The organism is Neoroseomonas terrae, from assembly GCF_018129025.1.
Classification (GTDB): domain Bacteria; phylum Pseudomonadota; class Alphaproteobacteria; order Acetobacterales; family Acetobacteraceae; genus Neoroseomonas; species Neoroseomonas terrae.
Map to the genome: position 1 here is coordinate 176,735 of NZ_JAAEDI010000002.1, position 22,016 is coordinate 198,750.

Annotated in this window: 22 protein-coding genes and 1 pseudogene; 14 read left to right on the plus strand and 9 right to left on the minus strand. The window is 69.5% G+C overall.

The genetic code is table 11. The features are described from left to right. Positions 1-6 precede the first annotated feature (6 nt). The gene (gene accC, locus GXW78_RS02245) at positions 7-1,353 is read left to right on the plus strand and encodes an acetyl-CoA carboxylase biotin carboxylase subunit (RefSeq protein ID WP_211865668.1); all 1,347 of its coding nucleotides are present in this window, start codon (positions 7-9) and stop codon (positions 1,351-1,353) included. Between the two features lie 80 nt (positions 1,354-1,433). Then, on the plus strand, positions 1,434-1,748 hold the full coding sequence (sugE, locus tag GXW78_RS02250) for a quaternary ammonium compound efflux SMR transporter SugE (protein WP_211865670.1): 315 nt from the start codon (positions 1,434-1,436) through the stop codon (positions 1,746-1,748). A gap of 54 nt (positions 1,749-1,802) precedes the next feature. Here the strand turns inward: sugE and GXW78_RS02255 are convergent, their stop codons facing one another. Next, positions 1,803-3,386 carry an ABC transporter substrate-binding protein gene (locus GXW78_RS02255; RefSeq protein ID WP_211865672.1) on the minus strand — a complete coding sequence of 528 codons (1,584 nt, stop codon included), beginning with the start codon at positions 3,384-3,386 and terminating at the stop codon, positions 1,803-1,805. A gap of 101 nt (positions 3,387-3,487) precedes the next feature. Between GXW78_RS02255 and GXW78_RS02260 the strand changes: the two genes are divergently transcribed. Genes GXW78_RS02260 through GXW78_RS02280 form a run of 5 tightly spaced genes read left to right on the plus strand, consistent with a single transcriptional unit; the run spans position 3,488 to position 9,096 of the window. After that, complete coding sequence (locus tag GXW78_RS02260; protein ID WP_211865674.1) at positions 3,488-5,083, plus strand: ABC transporter substrate-binding protein; 1,596 nt, start codon at positions 3,488-3,490, stop codon at positions 5,081-5,083. A gap of 23 nt (positions 5,084-5,106) precedes the next feature. Beyond that, positions 5,107-6,111, plus strand: a complete 1,005-nt coding sequence (locus GXW78_RS02265) for an ABC transporter permease (RefSeq protein WP_211865677.1) — start codon at positions 5,107-5,109, stop codon at positions 6,109-6,111. After that, positions 6,108-7,037, plus strand: a complete 930-nt coding sequence (locus GXW78_RS02270) for an ABC transporter permease (RefSeq protein ID WP_211865678.1) — start codon at positions 6,108-6,110, stop codon at positions 7,035-7,037. Before GXW78_RS02265 ends, GXW78_RS02270 begins: the two co-directional genes overlap by 4 nt. 8 nt (positions 7,038-7,045) lie before the next feature. After that, positions 7,046-8,062: an ABC transporter ATP-binding protein gene (locus GXW78_RS02275; RefSeq protein WP_211865680.1), complete on the plus strand. Its 1,017-nt coding sequence runs from the start codon at positions 7,046-7,048 to the stop codon at positions 8,060-8,062. After that, positions 8,059-9,096, plus strand: a complete 1,038-nt coding sequence (locus tag GXW78_RS02280; protein WP_211865682.1) for an ABC transporter ATP-binding protein — start codon at positions 8,059-8,061, stop codon at positions 9,094-9,096. The genes GXW78_RS02275 and GXW78_RS02280 overlap by 4 nt, the downstream gene beginning before the upstream one ends. Before the next feature lie 113 nt (positions 9,097-9,209). Here GXW78_RS02280 and GXW78_RS02285 read toward each other — a convergent pair whose 3' ends face one another. The 7 genes from GXW78_RS02285 to GXW78_RS02315 form a co-directional block, all read right to left on the minus strand. Then, positions 9,210-10,382, minus strand: a complete 1,173-nt coding sequence (locus tag GXW78_RS02285) for an MFS transporter (protein WP_211865684.1) — start codon at positions 10,380-10,382, stop codon at positions 9,210-9,212. 286 nt (positions 10,383-10,668) lie between these two features. Beyond that, positions 10,669-11,427, minus strand: coding sequence for an NAD kinase (locus GXW78_RS02290; protein ID WP_211865686.1), 759 nt, complete (start codon positions 11,425-11,427; stop codon positions 10,669-10,671). Continuing rightward, positions 11,424-12,278 carry a carbon-nitrogen hydrolase family protein gene (locus GXW78_RS02295; RefSeq protein WP_211865688.1) on the minus strand — a complete coding sequence of 285 codons (855 nt, stop codon included), beginning with the start codon at positions 12,276-12,278 and terminating at the stop codon, positions 11,424-11,426. The genes GXW78_RS02290 and GXW78_RS02295 overlap by 4 nt, the downstream gene beginning before the upstream one ends. Before the next feature lie 153 nt (positions 12,279-12,431). Then, a complete protein-coding gene (locus GXW78_RS02300; protein ID WP_211865690.1) occupies positions 12,432-12,827 on the minus strand; it encodes a hypothetical protein in 396 nt (131 codons plus the stop codon). A gap of 1 nt (position 12,828) precedes the next feature. After that, entirely contained in the window at positions 12,829-13,854 is a 1,026-nt protein-coding gene (gene moaA, locus GXW78_RS02305) for a GTP 3',8-cyclase MoaA (protein ID WP_211865692.1), read from the minus strand. A 50-nt stretch (positions 13,855-13,904) separates the two neighbouring features. Further along, positions 13,905-14,660: a sulfite exporter TauE/SafE family protein gene (locus GXW78_RS02310; protein ID WP_211865694.1), complete on the minus strand. Its 756-nt coding sequence runs from the start codon at positions 14,658-14,660 to the stop codon at positions 13,905-13,907. Further along, on the minus strand, positions 14,657-14,812 hold the full coding sequence (locus tag GXW78_RS02315; protein WP_211865696.1) for a DUF3553 domain-containing protein: 156 nt from the start codon (positions 14,810-14,812) through the stop codon (positions 14,657-14,659). Before GXW78_RS02315 ends, GXW78_RS02310 begins: the two co-directional genes overlap by 4 nt. 99 nt (positions 14,813-14,911) lie before the next feature. Between GXW78_RS02315 and GXW78_RS02320 the strand changes: the two genes are divergently transcribed. The 7 genes and pseudogenes from GXW78_RS02320 to GXW78_RS02345 all read left to right on the plus strand — a co-directional run bounded on the left by GXW78_RS02320 (position 14,912) and on the right by GXW78_RS02345 (position 21,075). Further along, entirely contained in the window at positions 14,912-15,526 is a 615-nt protein-coding gene (locus GXW78_RS02320; protein WP_211865697.1) for a histidine phosphotransferase family protein, read from the plus strand. Between the two features lie 187 nt (positions 15,527-15,713). Continuing rightward, positions 15,714-18,284, plus strand: a complete 2,571-nt coding sequence (locus GXW78_RS02325; protein ID WP_211865699.1) for a hybrid sensor histidine kinase/response regulator — start codon at positions 15,714-15,716, stop codon at positions 18,282-18,284. Between the two features lie 13 nt (positions 18,285-18,297). Next, complete coding sequence (locus GXW78_RS02330) at positions 18,298-18,783, plus strand: chemotaxis protein CheW (protein WP_246521774.1); 486 nt, start codon at positions 18,298-18,300, stop codon at positions 18,781-18,783. A 12-nt stretch (positions 18,784-18,795) separates the two neighbouring features. After that, a pseudogene (locus GXW78_RS28685) lies at positions 18,796-18,933 on the plus strand (hypothetical protein); the annotation flags it as partial. Positions 18,934-19,034: 101 nt separating this feature from the next. Next, complete coding sequence (locus GXW78_RS28690; protein ID WP_456307070.1) at positions 19,035-19,178, plus strand: hypothetical protein; 144 nt, start codon at positions 19,035-19,037, stop codon at positions 19,176-19,178. Beyond that, entirely contained in the window at positions 19,175-20,251 is a 1,077-nt protein-coding gene (cheB, locus tag GXW78_RS02340) for a chemotaxis-specific protein-glutamate methyltransferase CheB (protein WP_338147663.1), read from the plus strand. The genes GXW78_RS28690 and cheB overlap by 4 nt, the downstream gene beginning before the upstream one ends. Further along, entirely contained in the window at positions 20,248-21,075 is an 828-nt protein-coding gene (locus tag GXW78_RS02345; protein ID WP_211865703.1) for a CheR family methyltransferase, read from the plus strand. The genes cheB and GXW78_RS02345 overlap by 4 nt, the downstream gene beginning before the upstream one ends. Positions 21,076-21,130: 55 nt before the next feature. Here the strand turns inward: GXW78_RS02345 and ctrA are convergent, their stop codons facing one another. Beyond that, entirely contained in the window at positions 21,131-21,877 is a 747-nt protein-coding gene (gene ctrA, locus GXW78_RS02350; RefSeq protein ID WP_211865705.1) for a response regulator transcription factor CtrA, read from the minus strand. Positions 21,878-22,016: the final 139 nt, after the last annotated feature.

The window sequence follows — 22,016 nt, forward strand, 5'->3', positions numbered from 1 at the left end:
CCCGCCATGTTCGGGAAAGTTCTGATCGCGAACCGCGGCGAGATTGCGCTGCGGGTCCACCGCGCCTGTCAGGAGATGGGCATCCGCACCGTCGCCGTGCATTCCACGGCGGATGCGACGGCGATGCATGTGCGCCTTGCGGATGAGAGTGTCTGCATCGGGCCGCCTGCGGCGCGCGATTCCTATCTGAACGTCGCGGCCATCCTGTCGGCCGCGACGATTACCGGCGCGGATGCGGTGCATCCCGGCTACGGCTTCCTTTCCGAGAACGCGCGCTTTGCGGAAATGGTCGAGGCGCACGGGCTGAAGTTCATCGGCCCGACGCCCGACCACATCCGCATGATGGGCGACAAGATCGCGGCGAAGGATGCCATGCGGCGGCTGGACGTGCCGCTGGTCCCCGGTTCGCCCGGCGCGCTGGAATCGCTGGAGGAAGCGCGCGCGGTCGCAGACCAGATCAAGTACCCCGTGCTGATCAAGGCCGCCGCCGGCGGTGGCGGGCGCGGGATGAAGGTGGCGCGCAGCGCGGATGAGCTGGAGGAGGCCTGGCGCGTCGCGCGCGCGGAGGCCAAGGCCGCCTTCGGCGACGACAGCGTCTATATGGAGAAGTATCTCGACCGGCCGCGGCATATCGAGCTGCAGGTGCTGGCCGACACCCACGGCAATGTCGTGCATTTCGGGGAACGCGACTGTTCCCTGCAGCGCCGGCACCAGAAGCTGGTGGAAGAAGCGGGCAGCCCGGTCCTTTCCGCCGCGGATCGCGAGGCACTCGGCGCCCGCGTCACGGCGGGGCTGGCGAAGCTGGGCTACCGCAATGCCGGGACGCTGGAATTCCTGTGGCAGGACGGGCAGTTCGCCTTCATCGAGATGAACACCCGCCTGCAGGTCGAACATCCGGTGACCGAGATGGTCTGCGGCATCGACCTGGTGAAGGAACAGATCCGCATCGCCGCGGGCGAACCGCTCGGCTACGGCCAGAAGGACGTCGCCTTCGCCGGCCATGCGATCGAATGCCGCATCACCGCCGAGGATCCCGAGACCTTCGCGCCCAGCCCCGGCCGGGTGAACACCTATCACGCGCCGGGCGGGCTCGGCGTCCGCGTCGATAGCGCGCTGTATTCGGGCTATACGGTGCCGCCGCACTACGACAGCCTGGTTGCCAAGCTGGTGGTGCATGCGCCGTCGCGGCCCGAGGCCATCGCGCGGATGCGGCGCGCGCTGAACGAGATGGTCGTCGCGGGAATCCGCACTACATTGCCGCTGCACCAGGCGGTGATGGACGATCCGGAATTCCAGTCCGGGGAATACACCATCCACTGGCTGGAGCGCTTCGTCGCGACCCGACAGGGCTGACGAATGGCGCCGGGGACGACCCCGGCGCGTCATTCAACAGGTGGGGACGACCCCGCCACAGGACCGAAAGGGGACCTGTGATGGGTTGGTTGTATCTGTTGGCCGCCGGATTGTCGGAGATCGGCTGGGCGGTCGGGCTGAAGTACACGGAAGGCTTCACGCGCCCGTTGCCGACCATACTGACCGTCGTGAGCATGATCGTGAGCCTGTTCCTGCTCGGGCTCGCGCTGCGCACGCTGCCGCTGGGCACCGCCTACGCGATCTGGACCGGGATCGGGACGGTGGGCACGGTGGTGCTGGGCATCGTGCTGTTCGGGGAAGCCGCGACGGCGATGCGGCTTGCCTGCGTCGGGCTGATCCTGGCGGGGATCGTCGGGCTGAAGCTGTCGGCGTGAGGGGGCATCGGAGAGGGGCTCGGCCCCTCTCCATCACGCGCGGAGGTCGGCGCCTCAGTTCGCCGGCTTGGCCGACATCGCCGTGGTGCGTTCGTCCATCCGCGCCTCATAGGCCACGCCGCGCCGCGCGGCCCAGAAGTTCACGAGCTGGAACAACGGCATCATCGCCTGGTCGTCCACGGTGACCATGCGCACCGCCTCGCGCAGCATGGCCTCGCGCTGCGTGTCGTCGAGCGTCGCGGCCGCGCGCTCGGTCAGCGAATCGAGCGCGGCGCTGGACCAGCGGGACGAGTTCGAGGCGCCGCGCCGGCGTTCGCGGTCATAGGTGCCGAAGATGTTGACCAGCATGTAGGATGCCTCGCCGGTCACGCTGCCCCACCCGCCCATGCGCATGTTGAACTCCTGCCGCGAGGTGCGGGCGGAGAAGGTGGACCAAGGCAGCGCCTGCACTTCCGTGCGCACGCCGATGCGCGCCCACATCTGCGCGACAGCCTGGCAGGTCCGCGCGTCGTTGGGATAGCGGTCGTTGGGGCAGGACAGTGTCATGCGGAAGCCCTGCGGGAAGCCGGCCTCGGCCAGCAGGCGCCGCGCGCCTTCCGGGTCGTGCGGCGGCACGGGCACGTCCGAATTGAAGCCGAAGGCGCCTTCCGGCAGCCATTGGCCGGTCGGGCGCGCCGTGCCCTCCATCACGCGCTCCGCGAGGCCGGCGCGGTCGATCGCGATCGACATGGCGCGGCGGACCCGGACATCGTGGAACGGGTTGCGCGCCAGCGGCTGGCCGTTGTTGTCGGTCACCCACAGCGGGTTCTCGGTCCGGGAATAGTCGGGGATCAGGTAGATCAGCCGCAGGCCCTGGATATCGAACAGGCTGACGCGCGGCTCACGCCGCAGCCGGGCAATGTCCGAGGACGGCACCTGGTCGATGAGGTCCACATCGCCCGCCAGCAGCGCCGCGGTGCGGGAGGTGTCGTTGGCGATGAAGCGGTAGGAGACGCGCGCCCAGGGTTGCGGGCCGGCCCAGTAGCCGTCGTTGCGCACGAACTCGGTGCGGTCGCCGGACCGATAGGAGACCAGGCGGTACGGCCCGGTGCCGATCGCGGCCTGGCCGGAATTGTACTGTTCGGTCTCCGCGTCCGTGCCGGCGTGGCGGGAGATGATCTGGATCGAGGCCAGTTCGGTCGGCAGCAGCGGGTGGGGGGACGCGGTGTGGAAGCGGACCGTCGTCGGATCGACCACCTCCACCCGGGTGATGGCGCGGATCAGCCCGGCGAAGGTGCCGGGGCTGTTGCGCACCGTGGGCACGCGCCCGATGGTGAAGGCGACGTCGTCAGCGGTGAAGTCGCGTCCGTCATGCCACTTCACGCCGGGGCGCAGCTTGAACTCCCATACGGTCGGCTCCACCGCGCGCCAGGATTCCGCGAGCATCGGGCGCAGGCGCGCCTGCGCATCCTGTTCCACCAGCCGGTCGAACAGATGCTGGGTCAGGCTGATGTTGGGCGAGGCGTTGTAGAAATGCGGATCGAGCGAGGTGGGGGACCCGCCGATGCCGATCGTCAGCGGCTGCGCGGCAGCGGGCGCGGCGGCAACGAGGGTGACGGCTGCCGCGAAGGCGGCGCGCCGCAGGGTGGGGCGGATCATGGTCGGTTGCTCCGGCAGTGGTTCGTTACGGGCCGTAGCCTAGCGGCGACTTGAACGGGCTGCTACAAGACGGCGTCTGGGACGAAATGTGGGGAAACAAAATGAGGCATAATTCGGGGCGGGGTGTGGCCGTCACCACGACCGTCGCCGCAGCCTTCGCGCTGCTGGCCAGCCATGCGTCGGCCCAGACGGCGACGATGGCCGTCGGCGCGCCGGTCACGTCGCTCGACCCGCATTACCATCAGCTGTCGCCGAACAACGCGGTCGCGGACACGATCTTCGAGCGTCTGGTGAATACCGATGAGCGCGCGCGGATGGTGCCGGGCCTCGCCACGGAATGGCGCGTCGTCGAGCCGACCGTGTGGGAGTTCAAGCTGCGGCCGAATGTGCGGTTCCACAACGGCAACGCCTTCACGGCGGAGGATGTGGCCTTCACCCTGGCCCGCCTGCCGAATGTGCCGAACAGCCCGTCCTCCTTCGCGGCGTATTCCCGCCCGATCTCGCGCGTCGAGATCGTCGATCCGCTGACCATCCGTTTCCATACGCCGGAGCCGTATCCGCTGCTGCCGCTGGACATGACCAATGTCCGCATCATCGACAAGGAAACGGCCGAGCACGCGACGACCGACGACTTCAACGCGCTGCGCGCGGCGGTCGGCACCGGTTCCTATCGCGCCGTTGTCCATCGCAATGGCGATCGCATCGAATTCGAGCGCTTCAACGAATACTGGGGCGAGCGCGCGCCGTTCCAGCGCGTGAACTACCGCATGATCACCAATGACGCGGCACGCACCGCGGCGCTGCTGGCCGGCGATGTGGACCTGATCGACCAGGTGCCGACCTCGGACCTGGCCAATCTGCGCCGCAACAACAACGTGCGTCTGTCCGAGACGGTGGGTCTGCGGCTGGTCTTCCTCGGCCTCGACTTCCTGCGGCCGGGGAATGAGAACTCGCCCTTCGTCACCGACAATGACGGCAAGCCGCTCGGACGGAATCCGCTGCAGGACGTGCGGGTGCGCCGGGCGTTGTCCATGGCGATCGACCGCCGCGCCATCGTCGAGCGCATCATGGAAGGCGCGGCGGTGCCGGCCAACCAGTTCCTGCCGGAGGGCGTGTTCGGCTACGTCGCCAACCTGGCGGCGGCGAGCTACGATCCGGACGGCGCGAAGCGGCTGCTCGCCGAGGCCGGGTATCCAAATGGCTTCCGCATCCAGCTGAATGGGCCGAACGACCGCTACATCAACGATTCGCGCATCATCCAGGCGATCGGCCAGATGTGGACGCGCATCGGCGTCCGCACGACGGTCGAGGCGCAACCCTGGGCGACCTTCGTCGGCCGCGCCGGCCGCCAGGAATACTCGGCCTTCCTGATCGGCTGGGGGTCGAACCCGGACGGATCGCACCCGCTGCGCAACATCCTCGCCACCGTGAACCGCGATCGCGGCTGGGGCTCCTCCAACCGCGGGCGCTACTCCAACCCGCAGGTGGATGCGCTGCTGCTGCAATCGCTGGGCGAGATGGACGAGGCGAAGCGCGAGCAGCAGGTGATCGAAGGCATGCGGATCGCCATGACCGATGTCGGCGTCATCCCGCTGCACATCCAGACCAACATCTGGGCGGTGCGCCGCGGCTTCGAGTTCACTGCCCGCAACGACGAGCTGACGCGGGCGCAGGACCTGCGTCCGGCCGCACGCTGACCTGATTAGAGAGGGCGCCGCCCATGACCGTTTACCTTGTGCGGCGCCTGATACAGGCTCTGTTCGTCGTCCTGGCGATGTCGGTGATCGTCTTCGTCGGGGTCTATGCCATCGGCGACCCCGTCGAGATCCTGATCAGCCCGGATGCCGACCAGATCGAGCGCGAGCGCGCCGTGCGGGCGCTCGGCCTCGACCTGCCGCTGTGGCAGCAATACCTGGTCTTCCTGACCAATGCGGTGCAGGGCGATCTCGGTCGGTCCTTCGTGTTCAACGAACCGGCGCTGAAGCTGATCCTGCAGCGCATGCCGGCGACGCTGGAACTCGCCTTTGGCGCGATGTTCCTGTCGATCATCATCGGCCTGCCGCTGGGACTGTATGCGGGCCTGCGGCCGAACTCGCCTGCGTCCAAGACGATCATGGCGGGGTCGATCCTCGGCTTCTCGCTGCCGACCTTCTGGGTCGGGCTGATGCTGATCATGGTGTTCGCCGTGCAGCTCGGCTGGCTACCCTCCACGGGCCGCGGGGAGACATGCTCGGTCCTTGGCTTCGTCGGGCTGACCTCGTGCAGCTCCGGCACGCAATGGTCGTTCCTGACGCTGAACGGCCTGTCGCACATGGCGATGCCGGCCCTGAACCTCGCGCTGTTCAAGATCAGCCTCGTCATCCGCCTGACCCGCGCGGGCGTGCGCGAGACGATGCTGATGGACTACGTGAAGTTCGCGCGGGCCAAGGGGCTTTCGCCGTCCCGCGTTACCTTCGTGCACGTCTTCAAGAACATCCTGATCCCGGTCGTCACTGTCGTCGGGCTTGAGCTCGGTTCGACCATCGCCTTCTCGGTGGTGACGGAAAGCGTCTTCGCCTGGCCGGGCATGGGCAAGCTGATCATCGACAGCATCAACGTGCTCGACCGGCCCGTGATCGTCGCCTACCTGATGATCATCGTGCTGCTGTTCATCACCATCAACCTCGTGGTCGACCTCACCTATTCGATGCTCGATCCCCGCGTCAGGCTGGAGAGCAAGGCATGAGCCAGGCCGCCATCGGCGGGGCTGCCACCCCGGCTGCCCCGCGCAAGGACAAGGTGGAGACGCCGTTCCGGCGCTTCGTGTCCGAATTCGCCGAATCCAAAGTGGCGATGTTCGGGCTGATCGTCTTCTCGATCATCGCCCTGATCGCGATCCTCGCACCCTGGATCGCGCCGCAGAACCCGTACGACCTCGCTCAGCTCGACATCATGGACGGGCGGATGGAGCCGGGCACTGTGGGAGGTGCGGGCTTCACCTACTGGCTCGGCACGGATGACCAGGGGCGCGACATGCTCTCGGGCATCATGTACGGGCTCCGCATCTCGCTGACTGTCGGTGCCGGCTCTGCGCTGATCGCCTGCCTGGTCGGGGCGTCGCTCGGGCTGCTCGCGGCCTATGCCGGCGGGCGGACCGATTCCGCGATCATGCGCCTGGTGGACCTGCAGCTGTCCTTCCCGTCGATCCTCGTCGCGCTGATGATCCTTGCCTTCCTGGGCAAGGGCGTGATGAACGTCGTCATCGCGCTCGTCATCGTGGAATGGGCGTACTACGCACGCACCGTGCGCGGCACGGCGCTGGTGGAACGCCGGCGCGAGTACATCGAGGCGGCGCAGTGCCTCGCCCTGCCGACGCATCGCATCATGTTCCGGCACCTGCTGCCGAACTGCCTGCCGCCGCTGATCGTCATCGCGACGATGCAGGTGGCGCGCGCCATCGCGCTGGAAGCGACCCTGTCCTTCCTCGGCCTCGGCGTGCCGATCACCGAGCCCTCGCTCGGCCTGCTGATCGCCAACGGCTACGAGTACATGCTCTCCGGCAAGTACTGGATCAGCTTCTACCCGGGCATCGCGCTGCTCATCACCATCGTCTCGATCAACCTCGTCGGCGACCAGCTGCGCGACGTGTTGAATCCCCGACTGAAGAAGTAAAGCAGGACATGACGGTCGCCAGCACACCCGCCAGCCCCGCCGCCGCTCCGACCCTCGAGGTCCGCAACCTCCGGACCCACTTCTTCACCCGCGCCGGCGTGGTGAAGGCGGTGGACGACGTCTCCTTCTCCATCGGCCGGGGCAAGGTCCTCGGCCTGGTGGGGGAATCCGGCTCCGGCAAGACGGTCACGGGCTTTTCCGTGCTCGGCCTGGTCGATCCGCCGGGGCGGATCGTCGGTGGTGAGATCCTGTTCCAGGGCCGGGATCTCACGAAGATGTCCGAGGCGGAGATGCGCGACCTGCGCGGCAACCGCGTCGCGATGATCTTCCAGGACCCGATGATGACGCTGAATCCGGTCCTGCGCGTCGACACCCAGATGATCGAGACCGTGCTGGCCCATAAGAAGGTCAGCCGTGAGGAAGCCCGCCAGCGCGCGCGGGACACGCTCGGCATGGTGGGCATACCGTCCCCGGATGAGCGGCTGAAGTCGTACCCGCATCAGTTCTCCGGCGGCATGCGCCAGCGCGTGGCGATCGCCATCGCGCTGCTGCACGAACCGGATCTGATCGTGGCGGACGAGCCGACCACGGCGCTCGACGTCACCATCCAGGGGCAGATTCTGGCGGAGGTGCAGAAGCTCGCCACGACGACCGGCACCTCGCTGATCTGGATCACCCATGACCTGTCCGTCGTCGCCGGCCTCGCCGACGAGGTGGCGGTCATGTATGCCGGCCGCATCGTCGAGAAGGGCGCGGTGTCCGACGTACTGGACGCGCCGCTGCATCCCTACACCTTCGGCCTGATCGGTTCCGTGCCGTCGCGCAACAAGCGCGGCGAGCCGCTGCGCCAGATTCCGGGCATGACCCCCTCGCTTCTCAACCTGCCGCCGGGCTGCGCCTTCCGCACCCGATGCCCGCGCGCCGCCGAGGTCTGCATGGCCGAACCCGAGATCCGCGAACTCGCACCCGGGCGCGAAGCACGCTGCTTCCGACCGATGAACGAAGCGGCGGAGCAGGCGGCATGAGCGAGAGCATGGCCGCTGCGCGCCGCGCCCTGGGTGACGGCGCCCCGATGGTGGAACTGCGGGGCATTTCCCGCCGGTTCGAGAAGAAGCTCGATTTCGCCGGGCGGCTGGCGAAGCGCCTTGGCGCCGGCGTCCGCGAAGAAACGGTACACGCCGTCGACAATGTCGATCTGACGATCCGCAAGGGTGAGGTGGTCGGCCTTGTCGGCGAATCCGGCTGCGGCAAGTCCACCCTCGGCCGCATGGTCGCTGGCATCCTGCCACCCTCGGACGGCAGCATCCTGCGCGATGGGACGGAACTGCTCGACCGCGATTCCGCCGCGGCGCGTGAACTCAAGCTGCGCACGCAGATGATTTTCCAGGACCCCTATGCGTCCCTGAATCCTCGCATGCGCGTCGTCGACATCGTCGGCGAGGCACCGCTGGTCCACGGCATCACCAGCCGCTCGGGCTTCGATGCCTACGTCGACGAACAGATGCGCCGGGCCGGACTCGATCCCGCCTTCAAGCGGCGCTACCCGCACCAGTTCTCGGGCGGGCAGCGGCAGCGCATCGGCATCGCCCGCGCGCTCGCGGTGAAGCCGGACTTCATCGTCTGCGACGAAGCCGTCGCCGCGCTCGACGTCTCGATCCAGGCGCAGATCCTGAACCTGTTCATCCGGCTGCGCTCGGAACTCGACCTGACCTACCTGTTCATCAGCCACGATCTCGGCGTGGTGGAGCACATCTCCGACCGCGTGGTGATCATGTATCTCGGCCGGGTGGTCGAGGAAGCGTCGTCCGAGACGGTCTTCGCCAGTCCGAACCATCCCTATACACAGTCGTTGCTCGCCTCTGTGCCGCGCATCGAAAGCCGCAAGCGCGCGTTCTCGGTGGTGAAGGGGGAGATCCCGTCGCCGCTCAACCCACCGCCCGGATGCCATTTCCATCCTCGCTGCCCGCATGCGATGGAACGGTGCAAGGTGGAGAAGCCGGAGCTGAAGACTGTGGCGCCCGGCCAGCGCAGCGCGTGCCATCTGAACGACATGGCGTGACGCGGGCGCTTGCCCTGCTTGCCGTCCTGGTACTGGTGGCGGCGTGCGAGGGCCATGGTTCGCGGGGCGCCTATGTCGGCGGCGGCATCGGTGCCGCCGCGGGCGGGCGCTGATCAGCGGCGCGCCGCGACGATGAAGCCCGCGACCGACAACGCGCCCACCGCTGCCAGCAGCCACGGCACCGGCCCGTAGCTGCCGGCGCCCTCCCAGACCAGGGCGACGATCAGCGGCGCCGAGGTGCGCGGCAGGGTGGACACCGCCGTCAGCGCTCCGCTGATCGCGCCGTAATCCTCGCGCCCGAGGATGTCCGCCGTGCCCGCGGCGCGCACGATGCCCATCAGCCCGTCGCCGACCGACCACAGCAGCATGAACAATGCGGCCATGGCGATGTTCGCGCCGCCGAGCGCCAGGGCGATCATGGCGAGCGGCACGAGCGCCGTCGCGAACACGCCGACGCGGCGCATCGTCAGCCCCTGCCGCGCGGCATACAGCAGCGCGCGGGCGGCGACCTGTGCCGGGCCCTGGGCGGCGGCGATCAGCAGCACCGTCGCTTCCGGCCAGCCGCGTTCGCGCAGCAGCGGGATGAGATGCGCGGCGAGGGCCGTCGCGATGAAGGCGTGGGCGGCGATGCACAGTGCCAGGCCAAGGAAGGCCGGATCCCGCAGCCGTCGCATCAGGCCGGCCGGCGGGCCGCTGCGGGCGTCCCCCGCGGGCGGCCGCGCGTCCCGCAGCATGCGCCAGGTCAGCCAGGCCGAGACGAGTTGCATCGCGGCCAGCGCCTGCAGCGCGCCGCGCCAGCCGAGGGCCTGCACGAGCAGTTCCGTCAGCGGCAGGAACACCGTCGCGGTGAAGCCCGTGATGAAGGTGATGGCGGTGATGATGCGCATCGGATCGCGCGCCTCCGCCACCACGACCGCCATGGCGGGGCCCCACAGGGCGGTCGCATGCACCACGCCGATCGCCAGCCACACGACGACGTACGCGACGGGGTGATCGACCACGCTCCAGGCCACCAGCAGCAGGGCGCCGGCGAGGGCGCCGAGGGTCATCATGCCGCGCGCGCCGCGCGTATCTAGCCAACGCCCGGCCGGCACGGCGAGCAGGCCGGCGACGAGCAGACCGCCGGTGAGGGCGCCATTGATCAGCACCCGCGACCAGCCGAGTTCGGCTTCCATTGGTGCGACCAGCAGCGGGAAGCAGAAGTAGAGCGTGCCCCAGCCGATGAACTGCGTGATCGCGGTGCCCCAGATCAGGGTGCGATCGGGGATGCCGGGCGGGGTCAGCATGATGGGGAAGGCGCGCCGGAAGCGTGGGTTGCCTCCCGCCGGATCCGACGCCGCGGCGGGTGCCCTGCAACGTTGCCACGGCACTGTGATCGGCCAGCGGGCCTTTCGGAACCGCAGTTCGGTGCTCGGCTTGGCAGGTGGCGCGTTGAGCAGGACGGGCACCGGCAGCGCGGTTCCGCGCCCGCCACGGCCCGCTCAACGTATCGCCCTTCAAAGGCCCGGGTGCCTTTGGGGACGGGGGGGTTACGGAGGGGCAGCGCCCTTCTCCGGCGCGCCACGCGCGTCCTCACACGGTGAACTGTTCCGCGATGATCCGTTCCGACAGCCCGTGGTCGGGGTCGAACAGCAGCGTCAGCGACACGTCCCGTGCCTCCCGGACCTCGACACGGGACACGTCCCGCGCCTCCGTGTAGTCCGCGACCGCCGCAACGGGCCGCTTGTCGCGTTCCAGGATCTCGAAGACCACCTCGACGTCGGAGGGCAGCAGCGCGCCGCGCCAGCGCCGCGGGCGGAAGGCCGAGATCGGCGTCAGGGGCAGCAGGTTCGCGTTCAGCGGCACGATCGGCCCGTGGGCCGACAGGTTGTAGGCCGTGCTGCCCGCCGGTGTGCTGACCAGGACGCCGTCGCACATCAGCTCCGGCAGGCGTTCGCGGCCGTCGATCAGGATGCGGATCTTCGCCACCTGGCGGCTTTCGCGCAGCAGGGAGACCTCATTGATCGCCAGCGCTTCGACCGGTTCGCTGCCGTTGGAGATGGCGCGCATGCGCAGCGGGTGCAGCGTGGAGGCCTGCGCGGCGGCGATCCGGGCCGGCAGATCCTCCTCGGCATAGTCGTTCATCAGAAAGCCGACCGAGCCGCGATTCATGCCGTAGACTGGGGTGCCACGGCCGAGGAAGCGGTGCAGCGTTTCCAACATGAAGCCATCGCCGCCGAGGGCGACGACAATATCGGCCTGGTCGGGCGGCGCGGCGCCGTAGCGCGCGGCCAGCGCCTCCTGCGCGACGCGCGCAGCCTCGTTCTGAGCGGCGAGGATGGCGAGCTTCACGACCCCGCCCGGGTATGCCAGGCACGGGCGGCATCGCGATGTTCCTCGAGGGGCATGCCGGCGCGCACGCGGGCCGTCAGCTTCGGGTCGATGCGGGCGGTGGCCCAGCCGGTGCCGTCGCTGCACTTCGCGACCACGTGTCCCCAGGGATCGGTGATCAGCGAATGGCCGTAGACGCTGCGCGCCGCGCCACGCTCCTCATACGTGCCGTAGGACGCGGCGGCGATCATCCAGCATTGCGTGTCGATCGCGCGGGCGCGCAGCAGCGCTTCCCAATGATCCTTGCCCGTCTGCAGGGTGAAGTTGGACGGGACCAGGATGGCCTCGGCGCCCATGCGCCGCAGCGTCAGGTACAGTTCCGGGAAGCGGATGTCGTAGCAGATGGTGCAGGCGAAGCGGATGCCGCCGGCCTCGAAGAACGCCAGGTCGGAACCGCCGCCGTACAGCGCGCTTTCCTTGTATCCCGTGCCGTCCGGCGCCGTGATGTCGAACAGGTGGATCTTTCGGTAGCGGGCGATCTCGGTGCCATCCGGGCCGAAGACCAGCGTCGTGTTGAACAGCTTCTCGCCGCCATCCTCGATGATGGAGCCGCCATGGACGGTGATGCCGTGGGTGCGGGCGAGGCCGCGCAGCATCTCATAGGCGGCGCCGCCCTGTTTGCCGGGCTCAGGCAGCACCTCGGCCGCCGCACGCCGGCTCTCGCGGCCGCCGCCGAGATTCGTCCAGGTCTCGGGCAGGGTGACGAGTCCGGGGCGATCGGCGTCGATCGCCGCCTCGATCAGGCGGCGGGCCTGGTCGAGATTGGCAGCCTTGTCGCTGCCCTGGTTCATCTGGATGACGGAGACGCGCACGGTGCTTGGTTCCTCAGACGGTGGGCGCCGCCCGTCCGGGCCGCTCGGCTTCGTGCCATGACATCGTGGCCTGGGCGCGGTCGCGCTTAGCGTCCGTCACCCGATCCGGGGCATCGGGGCGCTCGGAGTGGACATCTCTGGCTGGAGGCGCGCTCACGCGCTCCGGTCCGTCCTCGGCCAATCCAGCCGTGGTTCCGCGCGGCCGCTGCGGGATGGCCGGGCGGGTGGCGGCGGCACCGGCGCCGCGACGCGCGGCTGAATCTCCGGCGCCCGGCGGCCGCCATGTGCGGGCGGGGGGACGTAGTCCATTTCCACGGGCGGGCGCGCCGCGGCGGGGCCGCCCGTCGCCTGCAGTGCCATGGCGCGGATTTCCATGCGCAGGTCGGCCAGCTCGGCCTCGATCGCCTCCAGCCGCGACTTCACCCCGAAGACGGCGAAGGGCATGGCGAGGAAAGCGAGGATCGATACCGCGATCGCCGCCAGCAGCACGAGGCCCACCCAGGAGGGCAGGCCGGGGATGGTCAGCTTCTCGACGAGGCCCTGCAGCATCTCAGCCGCCCGTCATGGACATGTGGCGCGCCACGGCGGGGCGCTTGTGGCGGCGGTCGATCACGAAGTCATGGCCTTTGGGCTTCCGGGTGATGGCGTCGCGGATGGCATCGGCCAGGGCGGCCTCGTCGACGCCGGGGTCGCGCAGCAGGTCTCGGAACTCGGCGGCATCGTCCTGGCCGAGGCACATGAACAGCGTGCCCGTGCAGGTGAGCCGCACGCGGTTGCAGGATTCGCAGAAATTATGGGTCATCGGCGTGATGAAGCCGATCCGCCGCCCGGTTTCCTTGACCGTGACGTAGCGGGCGGGGCCGCCTGTCGCGTAGTCGGTATCCTCGAGCGTCCAGGTCTGGCGGAGGCGCGACCGGACGAGGGACAGCGGCAGGTACTGGTCGGTGCGGTCGCCGGTGATGTCACCCATCGGCATGGTTTCGATCAGGCAGAGATCGAAGCCGTGTTCGCCGCACCAGGCGACCATGCGGTCGAACTCATTCTCGTTCACGCCCTTCAGCGCGACGGCGTTGATCTTCACGGCGAGGCCGGCCGCCTTGGCGGCGAAGACGCCGTCGAGCGTCTGTTCCAGCTTGCCCCAGCGGGTGACGGCGGCGAAGACGGCCGGATCGAGCGTATCCATGGACACGTTGACGCGCCGGACGCCGGCGGCATGGAGGTCGCCGGCCATCCTGGCGAGCTGGGTGCCGTTGGTGGTGACGGTCAGTTCCCGCAGCCCGCCGGGGCCGATCCGCGCGCCCAGGCTGCGCACAAGGGTCATCACACCCTTGCGCACCAGCGGCTCCCCGCCGGTCAACCGGATCTTGTCCGTGCCGAGGGCGACGAAAGCGCCGCAGAGCCGGTCCAGTTCCTCGAGCGTCAGGATGTCCTTCTTGGGCAGGAAGGTCATGTCTTCCGCCATGCAGTAGACGCAGCGAAGGTCGCACCGGTCCGTCACGGAAACGCGCAGGTAAGTGATGGCGCGCCCGAACGGATCGACCAGGCCGGCGGCGGCAGTTGGGTCACGATCGCGCATTGCCGGGATTTGGGGCCGGACGGCGGGCCGCCGCAAGCCCCTTCCGCCACTTATCCGAACAGCGCCATGCCACCCGCCACCAGCAGCACCGCCATGGCGAAGGGCCGGTAGAGCCGATCCGGGACCACGAGGAACAGCCGCGCCCCGATGGGCACCGCCAGCGCCATGACCGGCAGCAGCACGGCGAGGCGCAGAAGCGCGGGAATATCGACCAGCCCGCCGAGGATCGGCACGATCACCGAGACGATCGCGATGGTCGCGAAGAACATGATCAGGTTGGCCCGGTGACGCCTGGCTTCCTCGAGCCCTGCAAGCAGGTAGAGGATGACCGGCGGGCCGCTCATGCCTGTCGAGCCCTTCAGCAACCCCGCCAGCGTGCCGACCATGATGTTGAGCGATAGGGGCCGGGTGCCGTGGTACCGCCAGCCGGACATCAGCAGCAGGCCGAAGACCAGCACGAAGCCGCCGATGAAGCGCCGAAGCGCCTCCCCATCCACGGTGAACAGGATCCAGGCGCCGATCGGCGTGGCGATGGCCGCCGCGCCGCCCAGCGGCAGCACCACGCGCCGGTCGGCCTCCTTCAGCGCGGAGGGCAGGAGCTGGACCGAGACCAGCAGTTCCATGAGCAGCATGACCGGGACGCCGGCGCGCGGCCCCCAGAGCAGCGAGTAGATCGGCGCGAGGATCACGGCCGTGCCGAAGCCGGAATAGCCGCGCATCACCCCGGCCACGGCGGTCGCGAGGACGGCGGCCAGCAGCCGCCAGTCGGCGAAGACCGTCCAGGCGGCCTCGGACAGGCTGTTCAACGCCGATCATCCTCCTCGATGACGAGTTCCACCACGGCGGCGTTGATCAGGACCTTGCCGGCATGCTCGAAGTTGACCGTGATGCGATGGCCCGCCACGGACTGCACCTGCCCGATTCCCCATTCGGGATGCGCCGGGAGGCGGACACGCATGCCTGGTTCGATGGTCGCGCTCACGGGTCCGGCGCTAAGGTGGCGTCAAGGACCGCAGAGGATACCGTTCGCGGCCATGATGCAAGGGACCCCCGGACGATGACCATCCCGCCGACCGCCGACATCGCCCTGGCGCGGATCGTCGGGCTACGCCTGTGCCATGACCTCGGGGGCGTGGTCGGCACCATCGGCAATGCGCTCGACATGATGCCCGGCGCGGGCGGGGAGGCGGCGACTCTGGCCCAGGATGCCGCGGAGGTGCTGCGGTGCCGGCTGGTGCTGTGGCGCGCCATGCTGGGCGGGCAGGGGGAAGCCACCCTGCGCGACACGGTCGCACTGCTGAAGGGCCAATTGGCTGGCGGCCGGGCTGAGGCCGACCTTGGGACGCTGGACCCCGCGCAGCGCCTGGCCGAACCGATCGTGCCGGTGGTCCTGGCCGCGATGCTGATGGGCGGCGAGGCCCTGCCGCGCGGGGGCCTGGTACGGCTCGCCGGCGACCCTGCGCAGGAACTCGCGATCTGGCCCGACGGGCAGCGCGCGGCCTGGCCGGCATCGCTGGTGCGGGCACTCGCCGGCGAGATGCCGCCCGATCCGATGGGGCGGGAGGTGACGGTGGTCTGGCTGTGCACGGTCGCCGCCACGGCCGGGGTACGGCTGTCCATCGCCATGCCGCCCGGGCAGGAGATCGGGCCGTTGATGGTGAGTGTTGGCTGATCCGTCCGTCCGGCCCGCCTTCGCGCCATGCACTGCCGAATCGGCGGCCGCGGACGGCCTGAGCGTGGGTCGCGCTGCGCGCCCGCGGATGGCAGCCTGGCGGCGATCCGGATGTCCTGGGGGTCGGCTTTACGGAATATTCGGCTGCGGCGGGTGAGTCTGCGGCCCTCGATGTGCGAGGGCTGCGATGGACGATCTATTGGCGGATTTCCTCACCGAGACGCATGAGGGGCTGGTCGCCCTCGATTCTGCGCTGGTGCGGCTGGAACGCGCGCCGGACGACCAGCCGACGCTGTCCGAGGTGTTCCGCCTGGTCCACACCATCAAGGGGACCTGCGGCTTCCTCGGCCTGCCGCGGCTGGAGGCGGTGGCGCATGCGGCGGAGAACGTGCTCGGCCGGTATCGCGACGGCACGCTGGCGGTAACGGCGGGCGGCATCACGCTGATCCTGTCGGCGCTGGACCGGGTGAAGGCGATCGTCGCGGGCATCGAGGCGAGCGGGACGGAGCCGGCGGGCGACGATGCCGCGCTTATCGGGGCGCTGGACGCAGCCGCCGAAGGGCAGGCCGTGGAGCCGCCGCCCGCCGACATCCGGCACGCGCTCGATTCACCGCCGGCAACCGAGGCGGGCGCCATCGACGTCGCACGCCCCGATCCCGCGCCGGTCGAGGCGCCGTCCGCGGAAATGGCGACAACCGATTTGGCCGGCGGCGCGGCGCCGCAGACGATCCGCGTCTCCGTCGACGTGCTGGAAAACCTCATGACCCTCGTCAGCGAGCTTGTGCTGACGCGCAACCAGCTGCTCCAGCTTGCCCGCGCGCATCAGTCCGATGCCTTCGCGGTCCCGTTGCAGCGGCTGTCGCACATCACCTCCGACCTGCAGGAGGGGGTGATGAAGACGCGCATGCAGCCCATCGGCAACGCCTGGGCCAAGCTGCCGCGGCTGGTGCGCGACCTCGCCCATGAACTGGGCAAGAAGATCGAACTCGACATGCGCGGCGCGCAGACGGAACTCGACCGGCAGGTGCTGGAACTGATCCGCGACCCGCTGACGCACATGGTGCGCAATTCCGGCGACCACGGGCTGGAAGCGCCGGCCGACCGCCGTGCGGCGGGCAAGCCGGAGACCGGGCGGATCGTCCTCAATGCCTATCATGAAGGCGGGCACATCATCATCGAGGTCGGCGACGACGGGCGCGGGCTGCCGGTGGACCGCATCCGCGCCAAGGCGCTCGGCAACGGGCTGACGACGGAGGCCGATCTGGCGCAGATGAGCGAGCGGGAGATCCTGCGCTTCATCTTCGCGCCGGGCTTCTCCACCGCGCAGCAGGTCACCGCCGTGTCGGGCCGCGGCGTCGGCATGGACGTGGTGAAGACCAACATCGAGAAGATCGGCGGCACGGTCGAGCTGACGTCGCGCGAGGGACGCGGGACGACCTTCACCATCAAGATCCCGCTGACGCTCGCCATCGCCTCGGCGCTGATCGTCGAGGCGGGCGGCGAGCGCTTCGCCCTGCCGCAGATCGGCGTGGTCGAGCTCGTTCGCGTGGGTGCCGCGCAGGACGGCGCACCGCGCATCGAGCGCATCAAGGACGCGCCCGTGCTGCGGCTGCGCGACCGCCTGCTGCCGCTGGTGTCGCTCGCCGGGCTGCTGCGCCTGCCGCCCGCCGCCGAGGATGCCGGCTTCGTCGCGGTGATGCAGGTCGGCGGGCAGGTCTTCGGCATCATCCTCGACCGCGTCTTCGACACCGAGGAGATCGTGGTGAAGCCGGTCGCGCCCATCCTGCGCCACATCACCATGTTCAGCGGCAACACCATCCTCGGTGACGGGTCGGTGATCATGATCCTCGACCCGAATGGCATCGCGCGCGCGGCGGGCGTCGGGCTCGATACCGCGGTGGAGGAGGAGCGGCGGGCGCCAGCGGCGATCGGCATGCGATCGAACGCGCAGACCGCGTTGCTGCTGTTCCGGGCCGGTGACGGGGGGCCGAAGGCGGTGCCGCTCGGTCTCGTGGCGCGGCTGGAGGACATTCCCGGGGACCGCATCGAGATGTCCGGCCTGACGCCGGTGGTGCAGTACCGCGGCGCGCTGATGCCGATCGTACCGGTCTCGGCTGGTTGGGTCGCGCCGGACGGCGAGGCGCGGCAGCCGGTGCTCGTCTTCACCGAGAACGACCGCGCCATGGGCCTCGCGGTCGAGGAGATCCTCGACGTGCTGGATGAGGCGCTCGAGATTCAGCCCGGTACGGGCCGGCCCGGCTTCATCGGCAGCGCGGTGATCGCCGGGCGGGTCACGGAGGTGATCGACACAGCCTACTGGCTCGCGCGGGCCGGTGACGACTGGTTCCGCGGCGGCGTGGCCGCGCGGCGGGATGCTGTCCGGCCACGCCTGCTGCTGGTCGAGGACAGTGCCTTCTTCCGCCATCTCGTCGTGCCGGCACTCTCGGCCGGCGGGTACGAGGTGACAGCGGTGGACGGTCCGGTCGCCGCGCTGCGGCTGCGCGAGGAAGGCGTGCCCTTCGACGCCATCGTCTCCGACATCGAGATGCCCGACATGGACGGCATCGCCTTCGCGCAGGCGCTGCGCGCCGGGGGCACATGGTCCGAGGCGCCGCTGATCGCGCTGTCCTCCCGCGCTGAGCCTGCCGATGTCGCGCGCGGGCGGGAGGCCGGCTTCACCGACTACGTCGCGAAATACGATCGCGAGGCGCTGTTGCAGTCGCTCGCCGACTGTCTCTCGGCGCCGCTAGCGGCCTGAAAGGATGACCGGGATGCAAAGTGCCGTCGCAACGTCCGCTGCGCCGCCGCCCGTGATTGCCGCGGGAGCTGGGGAGGCGGACGTCTTCCTGACGCTGACCGTCGCGGAGCAGGCCTGCGCGGTGCCGGTGCTCGCCGTGCGCGACGTGCTGGGTGCGCACGCCATCACGCGGATTCCCCTCGCGCCTGGGGAGGTCGCGGGCAGCCTGAACCTGCGTGGGCGGATTGTCACCGCGCTCGACCTGCGACAGCGGCTCGGCCTGCCGCCGCGCGAGGCCGCGGCGGCGCCGGCGATGAGCGTCGTCGTCGAGCAGTCGGGCGAACTCTACGCCCTGCTCGTCGACCAGGTGGGGGAGGTGGTGCCGCTGCCCGCCGGCGGGCTGACCACCAACCCGCCGACGCTCGACGTGCTGTGGCGGGAGGTGTCGCGCGGCGTGCAGCGGCGGGAAGGGCACCTCGTCATCGTGCTCGACGTCGCGCGCGTGCTGGCGATCGGCTGAGGAGGGGCGGCGATGACGCAGCGGAGCTGCCTGGTGGTGGACGACAGCCTTGTGGTGCGCAAGGCGGCGCGCCGCATCGTGGAGGGCCTGGGGTTCACGGTCCGGGAGGCGAAGGATGGGCAGGAGGCGCTCGACGCCTGTCGCGAATCGCTGCCGGACGGCGTGCTGCTCGATTGGAACATGCCGGTGATGGACGGCATCGCCTTCCTCGCGCCGCGCGGGCGGAGTTCGGCCCGGAGCGACCGCGCATCGTGCTGTGCACGACCGAGGCGGAGCTGGCCCGCATCCTCGAGGCGCTGGAGGCCGGCGCCCAGGAATACGTGATGAAGCCCTTCGACGCGGAGATCATCCGCGACAAGTTCACCCAGGCCGGGCTGATGGAGCAGGTCGCGTGACGGCTTCGCCGCCCGCGGCGGAGATCCGGGTGATGCTGTGTGACGACAGCGCGACGGCGCGCGCCATCCTTGCCCGGCTGCTGGAATCCGAGCCGGGTATCCGTGTCGTGCATCGCGCGGCGGATGGCCAGGCGGCGCTCGCGGCGCTGGCTGAGGCACGTCCGGATGTCGTGCTGCTCGACCTCGAAATGCCGGTGATGGACGGCATGACGGCGCTGCCGCTGATCCTGAAGGTGGCGCCGAAGGTGGCCGTGATCGTGGCGTCGGCGCTCACCCAGCGCGGGGCGAAGGCGGCGATCGCGGCGCTTGCCGCCGGGGCGGTGGACTACATCCCGAAGCCGCAGGGTGCGGCGGGCGGCGCGACCGATCCGGGCTTCCGGACCGAGCTGGTCACCAAGGTGCGCGGCTGGGCCCGGATGAAGCGGCGCGAAGGAGCGGGCGTGGCGGCAGCGCCCCCGGCGGTGCGGCCCACCCGGCCGGTGGCGACCGCGCGGCCGGCGATCCTCGCGATCGGCTGTTCGACCGGTGGGCCGCAGGCGTTGGGCGTATTGCTGAAGCGTCTGCCGCCGCTGCCGGTGCCGGTTGTCGTCGTGCAGCACATGCCGGCGGGCTTCACCGCGATGCTGGCGGAGCATCTCGACCGCAGCGGCGCGATGCGCTGCGCTGAGGCGAAGGATGGGGAGGCGCTGCTGGCGGGACGGGTGTATCTCGCGCCCGGCGACCGGCACCTTCTGGTCGAGGCATCGCGCGCCGGGCTGCTGGCGCGGGTGACGACCGACCCGCCGGAGAATTTCTGTCGCCCCGCCGTGGACCCGATGCTGCGCAGTGCGGCGCAGGCCGTGAAGGGTCGCGTGCTCGCCACCATCCTGACCGGCATGGGCCATGACGGGTTGGACGGGTGCCGGGCGGTCATTGCCGCCGGCGGCCAGGTGCTGGCGCAGGACGAAGCGAGTTCGGTGGTCTGGGGCATGCCCGGTGCCGTCGTTCGCGCCGGGCTTCCGGGGTGGGTTGCACCGCCAGAATCGCTCGCCGACCGCATTGCCGTCATCGCTGCGGAGAGGATCGTCGCATGACGCCGGACAGCTTCAATTTCCTGGCCGGCCTGGTGAAGGCGCGATCGGGCATCGTGCTGACTGCCGACAAGGGCTACATGCTGGAGACCCGGCTGGGCGCGCTGCTGCGGCGAGAGAACATCCCGGGGCTGGACGCGCTGGCGATGCGCCTGCGCGGGCCGATGGCCCACGCGCTTGCGGCCGAGGTGGTCGAGGCGCTGACCACGAACGAGAGTTCCTTCTTCCGCGACGGCAGGCCGTTCGAGCATCTGCGGAAGCTGTTGCCGCGCCTCGCTGCCGCGCGGCCGCCGGGCCAGGCGATCCGCATCTGGTCGGCGGCCTGTTCCTCCGGGCAGGAGGCCTATTCAGTCGCCATGGTCGCCGTGGAACTGGCGACGCAGCTTGGCGGCCGACGTGTGGACATCCTTGGCACCGACATCTCGAGGGAGATGCTGGACCGCGCGCAGGACGGAGTCTTCACGCAGTTCGAGGTGCAGCGCGGCCTGCCGGTGACGATGCTGGTGAAGCATTTCCGGCAGGAGGGGACGCGCTGGCGCATCGCGCCGGAACTGCGCGCCATGGTGCGCTGGCAGGGCTTCAACCTGCTGGACGATGCGCGCGCGCTCGGCCGCTTCGACATCGTCTTCTGCCGCAACGTGCTGATCTATTTCGACGCGCCGACCAAGTCGCGCGTGCTGGCCGCGCTGGCCGGGCGCGTGGCAACTGACGGCGTCGTTTATCTGGGCGGGGCGGAGACGGTGCTTGGACTGACCGACCGGCTGACGCCGGCGGCAGGGGAGCGGGGCGTCTATGAGCCGGCGCGCGCCACTGCCCGCGCAGGCTGAATGGGCCTGGCCCGTCCGGGGCCGGCCCGGCGGCTGCGGGCCGTGGCCGGAGGCATCAGGCCGCGCGCATGTCCACGGCGGGGGTGGGCGTGGTGCCGGCTTGCGACGACCAGCCCGCCGCGCGCATGGCGGCAGGGTCGCGCAGGACATAGCCGCGGCCCCAGACCGTGCCGATCAGGTCCGCCGCGCCCGCCTGCGACAGCTTCTTCCGCAGCTTGCAGATGAAGACGTCGATGATCTTCACCTCGGGTTCGTCGATGCCGCCATAGAGGTGGTTGAGGAAGGCTTCCTTGGTCATCACCACGCCCTTGCGCAGGGCGAGCAGTTCCAGGATCGCGTATTCCTTGCCGGTCAGGTGGACGGCGCGGCCTTCCACGGTCACTTCCCGCGAGCCGAGATTCAAGTTCAGCGGGCCGACCGCAAGCATCGGCTGGCTGAAGCCTTTGGCGCGGCGGACGATGGCCTGGATGCGCGCCACCAGCTCCTGCTGGTCGAAGGGCTTGGTGATGAAATCATCGGCGCCCATGCCGAAGACCTTCACCTTGGTCTGCGGGCGGCTGACGCCCGAGAGGATCAGCACCGGCGTTTCGATCCGCGCGGCGCGCAGCCGGCGCACGACTTCCGAGCCGTCGATGTCGGGCAGGATCAGGTCGAGGATCATGATGTCGTAGTCGTAGAGGCGGGCGAGGTCGACCGCTTCCTCACCCGTGTCCACGCTGTCGACGATCATGCCGGACTGGCGGAGCATCATCGTGATGCCGCGAGCTGTTGTGAGATCGTCCTCAACTAATAAGACGCGCATTTTGGTGTCCTCTCACCTTACAGGCGTAGAATACCACCTATGATAGCATTCTCAAGCAGATTTTCACCTTCTGTTCGTATGAAAAAAGATTCTGTGAGCATTTTTTCGGAAGTCTGAACCGAATTTGCGAATGGTCAGG

Coding starts and splice junctions, on each gene's coding strand:
- moaA (WP_211865692.1), bottom strand. CDS start 13,854: ATGCGCGATCGTGACCCAACTGCCGCCGCCGGCCTGGTCGATCCGTTC.
- accC (WP_211865668.1), top strand. CDS start 7: ATGTTCGGGAAAGTTCTGATCGCGAACCGCGGCGAGATTGCGCTGCGG.
- GXW78_RS02300 (WP_211865690.1), bottom strand. CDS start 12,827: ATGCTGCAGGGCCTCGTCGAGAAGCTGACCATCCCCGGCCTGCCCTCC.
- GXW78_RS02270 (WP_211865678.1), top strand. CDS start 6,108: ATGAGCCAGGCCGCCATCGGCGGGGCTGCCACCCCGGCTGCCCCGCGC.
- GXW78_RS02325 (WP_211865699.1), top strand. CDS start 15,714: ATGGACGATCTATTGGCGGATTTCCTCACCGAGACGCATGAGGGGCTG.
- GXW78_RS02265 (WP_211865677.1), top strand. CDS start 5,107: ATGACCGTTTACCTTGTGCGGCGCCTGATACAGGCTCTGTTCGTCGTC.
- GXW78_RS02260 (WP_211865674.1), top strand. CDS start 3,488: ATGAGGCATAATTCGGGGCGGGGTGTGGCCGTCACCACGACCGTCGCC.
- GXW78_RS02330 (WP_246521774.1), top strand. CDS start 18,298: ATGCAAAGTGCCGTCGCAACGTCCGCTGCGCCGCCGCCCGTGATTGCC.
- ctrA (WP_211865705.1), bottom strand. CDS start 21,877: ATGCGCGTCTTATTAGTTGAGGACGATCTCACAACAGCTCGCGGCATC.
- GXW78_RS02275 (WP_211865680.1), top strand. CDS start 7,046: ATGACGGTCGCCAGCACACCCGCCAGCCCCGCCGCCGCTCCGACCCTC.
- sugE (WP_211865670.1), top strand. CDS start 1,434: ATGGGTTGGTTGTATCTGTTGGCCGCCGGATTGTCGGAGATCGGCTGG.
- GXW78_RS02345 (WP_211865703.1), top strand. CDS start 20,248: ATGACGCCGGACAGCTTCAATTTCCTGGCCGGCCTGGTGAAGGCGCGA.
- GXW78_RS02315 (WP_211865696.1), bottom strand. CDS start 14,812: ATGCGTGTCCGCCTCCCGGCGCATCCCGAATGGGGAATCGGGCAGGTG.
- GXW78_RS02280 (WP_211865682.1), top strand. CDS start 8,059: ATGAGCGAGAGCATGGCCGCTGCGCGCCGCGCCCTGGGTGACGGCGCC.
- GXW78_RS02255 (WP_211865672.1), bottom strand. CDS start 3,386: ATGATCCGCCCCACCCTGCGGCGCGCCGCCTTCGCGGCAGCCGTCACC.
- GXW78_RS02320 (WP_211865697.1), top strand. CDS start 14,912: ATGACCATCCCGCCGACCGCCGACATCGCCCTGGCGCGGATCGTCGGG.
- GXW78_RS02285 (WP_211865684.1), bottom strand. CDS start 10,382: ATGCTGACCCCGCCCGGCATCCCCGATCGCACCCTGATCTGGGGCACC.